We start from the raw sequence: 4,970 nt of genomic DNA, 5'->3' as shown, positions 1-4,970 counted from the left end.
CATAAATATATGAATAAAAAAGAATTACACATACAAAAAAAAGCCCAACCAAAGTTGAGCTTGTATTTATCCAAAATAAAATGAATCGCGATCATTTAGAAAATTGAAATGCTTTCGAGTTTTATCTTGTTCTTCTTTATCAATTTCGAACTGTAAAATTTCGGGATGATTGTTAATTGTTTCCAAATCTTGTCCCAATGTATCAAATAAATGCGAATCGCCTTGATACTCGAGATTATAGCCATCTACGCCAATTCTATTTACACCAGCAATAAAAGCCATATTTTCGATTGCTCGAGCTTTTAGGAGTGAAATCCAAGCTTCTCGACGTGCTTTTGGCCAACTAGCGTTACAAAGTATCAAATCGTAGGGATTTTCCTCAGTATTGCGAATCCAAACTGGAAATCGTAAATCGTAGCAAACAATAGGACGAATTTGCCATCCTTTATAATCTATCGTTACAATTTTATCTCCTGCAGAATATACCCCAGCTTCTTTTCCGTAACTGAACAAATGTTTCTTATCGTAAATATAAATAGAGCCGCTTGGACAGATGAAATAAAATCGGTTATAGTATTTATCGTTTTCATGTGTAGAAATGCTTCCAGCAATCACAGAATTCAATTCTTTGGCTTTGTGTTGCATCCATTCGAAGGTTTCTCCAAAAGGTTTTTGACCAATTTTTTCTACATTCATCGAAAATCCCGAAGCAAACATTTCTGGTAACAATATAATATCAGTTTGATGATTGGCTAATAATTCATTTAAATAAGCGTGATTAGCTTTTGCATCTTCCCAGATTATATCGTATTGTATTAATGATATTTTAAGTTTATTTTGAATCTCCATTGTTAATAAATTTTTGATCTAATTTTGGTTTATTAGATTGGTTGATGATGTAATACATAAAGATAAATATAAAAAAACCAATAAACGAACCACCAACGGTATCAATCGCAAAATGGCGCGATAAGTAGATTCTACTAATTGCGATACTTGGAAAATGAAGTGCAAAAAATAATTGTAACCATCTGTTTTTGGTTAATAAACATAAAGTCATCGAAATTATTGCAGCTGTTAATGAATGTCCTGAAGGAAAAGTTGAAGCCATTTGTATCGCATAATCTTTGACTAGAATAATGTCTATTTTTTTCTGTGTAAAATAATATCCAGGACGTAAAACTTGTTCGAAATAGACATTCTTAAAGAAAACACTAATTGTTGTTGCAACTGCTCCAGAAACTAATAAATAATAAAAATATCTTCGAGTTGTTTTCCAAAATAGATAACCAAGAAGTATAAAAAATAAATAATAGGTTCCGAAATCGGTATAAAAAACAAAGAGTTTATCGAGATAATGATTGCTGTATTGATTGAAATGCAGATGTAATTCGTCGCGACCATAATATTGCGTCATAGCAATTGCAGCAAAATTGTAGATAAAAAAAACGACAAAAAATGGCCAAATTCTTAGAAATAAATCTTTTTGTTGATTCATTTGAGTTGGGTTTTTAAATAACATTTATGATGAGATTCCAAATAAGTCTAGAATGACATTCATTCAAATTTAAGCAAAAAAAAAACTTGACTAAATAGCCAAGTTTTAAAACGTTTTAATATTGTTTAAAAAAATTATTTTACTTTTTCTACGATTGCTTTGAAAGCTTCTGGATTGTTCATCGCTAAGTCAGCTAAAACTTTACGATTTAATTCAATTCCAGCTTTGTGGATAGCTCCCATAAATTTAGAGTAAGACAATCCGTGTAATCTTGCTCCAGCGTTAATTCTTTGAATCCATAACGCACGGAAATTTCTTTTCTTTTGACGTCTATCGCGGTAAGCGTATACTAAACCTTTTTCTACTGCATTTTTAGCAACAGTCCAAACGTTTTTTCTTCTTCCGTAATATCCTTTTGCAAGTTTTAAAACTCTTTTTCTTCTAGCTCTTGACGCAACTGCGTTTACTGATCTTGGCATAATTTTTAATTTTTTTGTAGTGGGCGAGATTGCTCTGCTTTAAGGCCCATCGACAGGGTTAATAATGAATTAATAAACCAAATAAGAACACGTTCTTATTTTAATCTTAATTGTTGTTTTACTGAATGAACATCAGCTTGATCAACTAAACCAGTTTGAGTTAAATTTCTCTTTTGTTTAGTCTCTTTTTTTGTTAGGATGTGGCTTTTAAAAGCGTGTTTTCTTTTAATTTTACCTGTTCCTGTTAATTTGAAACGTTTTTTCGCTCCAGATTTTGTTTTTAATTTTGGCATGATTACAAATATTTAAAATTAAAACGTTTTTTATTTTTTGTAAGATGATAAGAACCTAATTATTTCTTAGGTCCCATCATCATAATCATTCTTTTACCTTCAAGTTTTGGCATTTGTTCTACTTTTCCAACATCTTCCAATTCTTGAGCTAAACGTAACAATAAGATTTCTCCTTGATCTTTAAAGATAATAGAACGTCCTTTGAAGAAAACATACGCTTTCAATTTTGAACCTTCTTCTAAGAAAGATCTTGCGTGACGTCTTTTGAATTCGTAATCATGATCATCTGTTTGAGGACCGAAACGAATTTCTTTCACGACAACTTTCTGCTGTTTAGCTTTAAGTTCTTTTTCTTTTTTCTTTTGTTCGTATAAGAATTTTTTGTACTCTACGACACGACAAACAGGTGGAATGGCTTTTTCACTGATCATTACCAAATCTAAACCTTGTTCTTCTGCAAGTTCTAAAGCTTTAGCTATTGGATATACACCAGGTTCTATACCTTCTCCAACAACGCGTACTTCTTTCGCGTCAATCTTATCATTGATCTTGTGTTGATCTTCCTTAATTACTCTGGCTGGACCTCTGCCGCCTTTTCTTCTAATTGCGATAGTTATTCTGTTTTAAATTATTTTAATTTGATTTGTTCTTTCATGAAGTCGATAAACGCTTGAATCGTCATCTCTCCTAAATCACCTTCTCCGTGTCTTCTTACAGAAACTGTACCGTTTTCTGCTTCTTTTTCACCGATGATTAACATGAAAGGAATTTTACCGATTTCGGCATCACGGATTTTTTTACCAGTTTTCTCGTTTCTACTGTCAATCAGTCCGTTAATTTCTTCTTCGGCCAGCAAATTTAATACTTTTTCTCCATATTCCACATATTTTTCGCTAATTGGTAAAATTGTGAATAAATCTGGTGTTAACCAAAGTGGTAAATTCCCTGCTGTATTTTCTAACAAAATGGCAATGAAACGTTCCATAGAGCCGAATGGCGCACGGTGAATCATTACTGGTCTGTGTTTTTCGTTGTCTGCTCCAGTGTAAGTTAAATCAAAACGATCTGGTAAATTATAATCCACTTGGATTGTTCCTAATTGCCATTGACGTCCTAATGCATCTTTCACCATAAAGTCTAACTTAGGTCCATAGAATGCAGCTTCGCCATATTCTACAACTGTTGGTAAACCTTTTTCTGCTGATGCTGTGATAATTGCTTGTTCAGCTTTTTCCCAGTTTTCGTCAGATCCGATGTATTTTTCTTTATTCTCTGGATCTCTTAATGAGATTTGAGCCGAATAATTATCAAATCCAAGATTTGTAAATACATATAATACTAAATCAATTACTTTTTTGAATTCTTCTAATAATTGATCTGGTGTACAGAATAAGTGAGCATCATCTTGAGTAAATCCACGAACACGCGTTAAACCGTGTAATTCTCCTGATTGTTCGTAACGATAAACTGTACCAAACTCTGCATAACGTTTTGGTAAATCGCGGTACGACCATTGAGATGTTTTGTAAATCTCACAATGATGTGGACAGTTCATTGGTTTTAACAAGAATTCTTCTCCTTCGTTTGGCGTTTTAATTGGCTGAAAACTATCTGCACCATATTTTGCATAGTGACCAGAAGTTACATACAATTCTTTTTGACCAATGTGTGGAGAAATTACCATTTCGTAACCCATTTTTTGTTGCTCTTTCAATAAGAAGTTTTCTAATTTTCTTCTCAAAGCAGCTCCTTTTGGTAACCAAAGTGGTAAACCTGCACCAACTTTTTCAGAGAAAGCAAATAAACCTAATTCTTTCCCTAATTTACGGTGATCACGTTTTTTTGCTTCTTCTAATAACTCAAGATATTCTGTTAAATCTTTTTGTTTTGTGAATGTAATACCATAAACACGAGTCAACATCTTGTTTTTCTCATCTCCACGCCAATAAGCTCCCGCAACATTCAAGATTTTTGCAGCTTTCACAATTCCAGTGTTTGGAATGTGTCCACCACGACATAAATCTGTAAAATTATCGTGTGTACAGAATGTAATATCTCCATCTTGTAGATTAGAGATTAATTCTGTTTTGTATTCATTGTCTTTGTATGTCTCTAATGCTTCTGCTTTTGAAACTGAATATAATTTGAATTCAGCTTTTTTCTTTGCATTCTCTAACATTGCTTTTTCTACTTTCGCAAAATCAGCTTCTGTAAATTTATCCTCACCAAAATCAACATCGTAATAGAAACCTTTGTCAATCGCAGGTCCAATAGTTAATTTAGCATTTGGATAAAACTCTAAAATAGCTTGCGCTAATAAGTGAGCAGATGAATGCCAAAAAGCTTTTTTACCCATTTCATCATTCCAGGTTAACAATTTGATCGTTGCATCTGTGGTGATTGGGGTTGTTGTTTCAACTTGTTGATCGTTTACTATAGCCGAAATTACATTACGTGCTAAACCTTCACTAATGCTTAGCGCCACGTCCATAGGAGTTACGCCACTCTCATACTGTCTTACACTTCCATCTGGAAGAGAAATGTTTATCATCTTACTTTTAGAATTTGTACTAGGATGCAAAATTACGAATTTTCTGTAAGTTGACGAAATTTTTAAAGGGTTGATTTTGTTTGATTATTGATTATTTAGAATATTTTAAATATTAACTAGATGTCATACTGAAACGAGTTCCTTTAGAT

At 32.8% G+C, this 4,970-nt stretch carries 6 protein-coding genes; all 6 read right to left on the bottom strand.

Annotated elements, in window-relative coordinates; translation table 11 throughout:
- Positions 1–66: 66 nt before the first annotated feature.
- The 6 genes from B2X73_RS03305 to thrS all read right to left on the bottom strand — a co-directional run bounded on the left by B2X73_RS03305 (position 67) and on the right by thrS (position 4,821).
- A complete protein-coding gene (locus B2X73_RS03305; RefSeq protein ID WP_286496429.1) occupies positions 67–849 on the bottom strand; it encodes a nitrilase-related carbon-nitrogen hydrolase in 783 nt (260 codons plus the stop codon).
- A complete protein-coding gene (locus tag B2X73_RS03300) occupies positions 833–1,498 on the bottom strand; it encodes a phosphatase PAP2 family protein (RefSeq protein WP_185144154.1) in 666 nt (221 codons plus the stop codon). The genes B2X73_RS03305 and B2X73_RS03300 overlap by 17 nt, the downstream gene beginning before the upstream one ends.
- A 134-nt stretch (positions 1,499–1,632) precedes the next feature.
- Positions 1,633–1,977, bottom strand: a complete 345-nt coding sequence (gene rplT / locus B2X73_RS03295; RefSeq protein WP_038337134.1) for a 50S ribosomal protein L20 — start codon at positions 1,975–1,977, stop codon at positions 1,633–1,635.
- A gap of 95 nt (positions 1,978–2,072) precedes the next feature.
- Complete coding sequence (gene rpmI, locus B2X73_RS03290) at positions 2,073–2,270, bottom strand: 50S ribosomal protein L35 (protein WP_038337133.1); 198 nt, start codon at positions 2,268–2,270, stop codon at positions 2,073–2,075.
- Positions 2,271–2,329: 59 nt separating this feature from the next.
- Positions 2,330–2,839 (bottom strand): translation initiation factor IF-3, encoded by a 510-nt coding sequence (gene infC, locus B2X73_RS03285; RefSeq protein WP_236688239.1) that lies wholly within the window; start codon positions 2,837–2,839, stop codon positions 2,330–2,332.
- A gap of 59 nt (positions 2,840–2,898) precedes the next feature.
- A complete protein-coding gene (gene thrS / locus B2X73_RS03280) occupies positions 2,899–4,821 on the bottom strand; it encodes a threonine--tRNA ligase (protein ID WP_291047019.1) in 1,923 nt (640 codons plus the stop codon).
- Between the last annotated feature and the right edge of the window lie 149 nt (positions 4,822–4,970).

The organism is Empedobacter sp. UBA7252 (assembly GCF_002472765.1).
Classification (GTDB): Bacteria; Bacteroidota; Bacteroidia; order Flavobacteriales; family Weeksellaceae; genus Empedobacter; species Empedobacter falsenii_B.
Note: the sequence above shows the minus strand (reverse complement) of the source record. Positions and strands in the feature narration are given on the sequence as shown.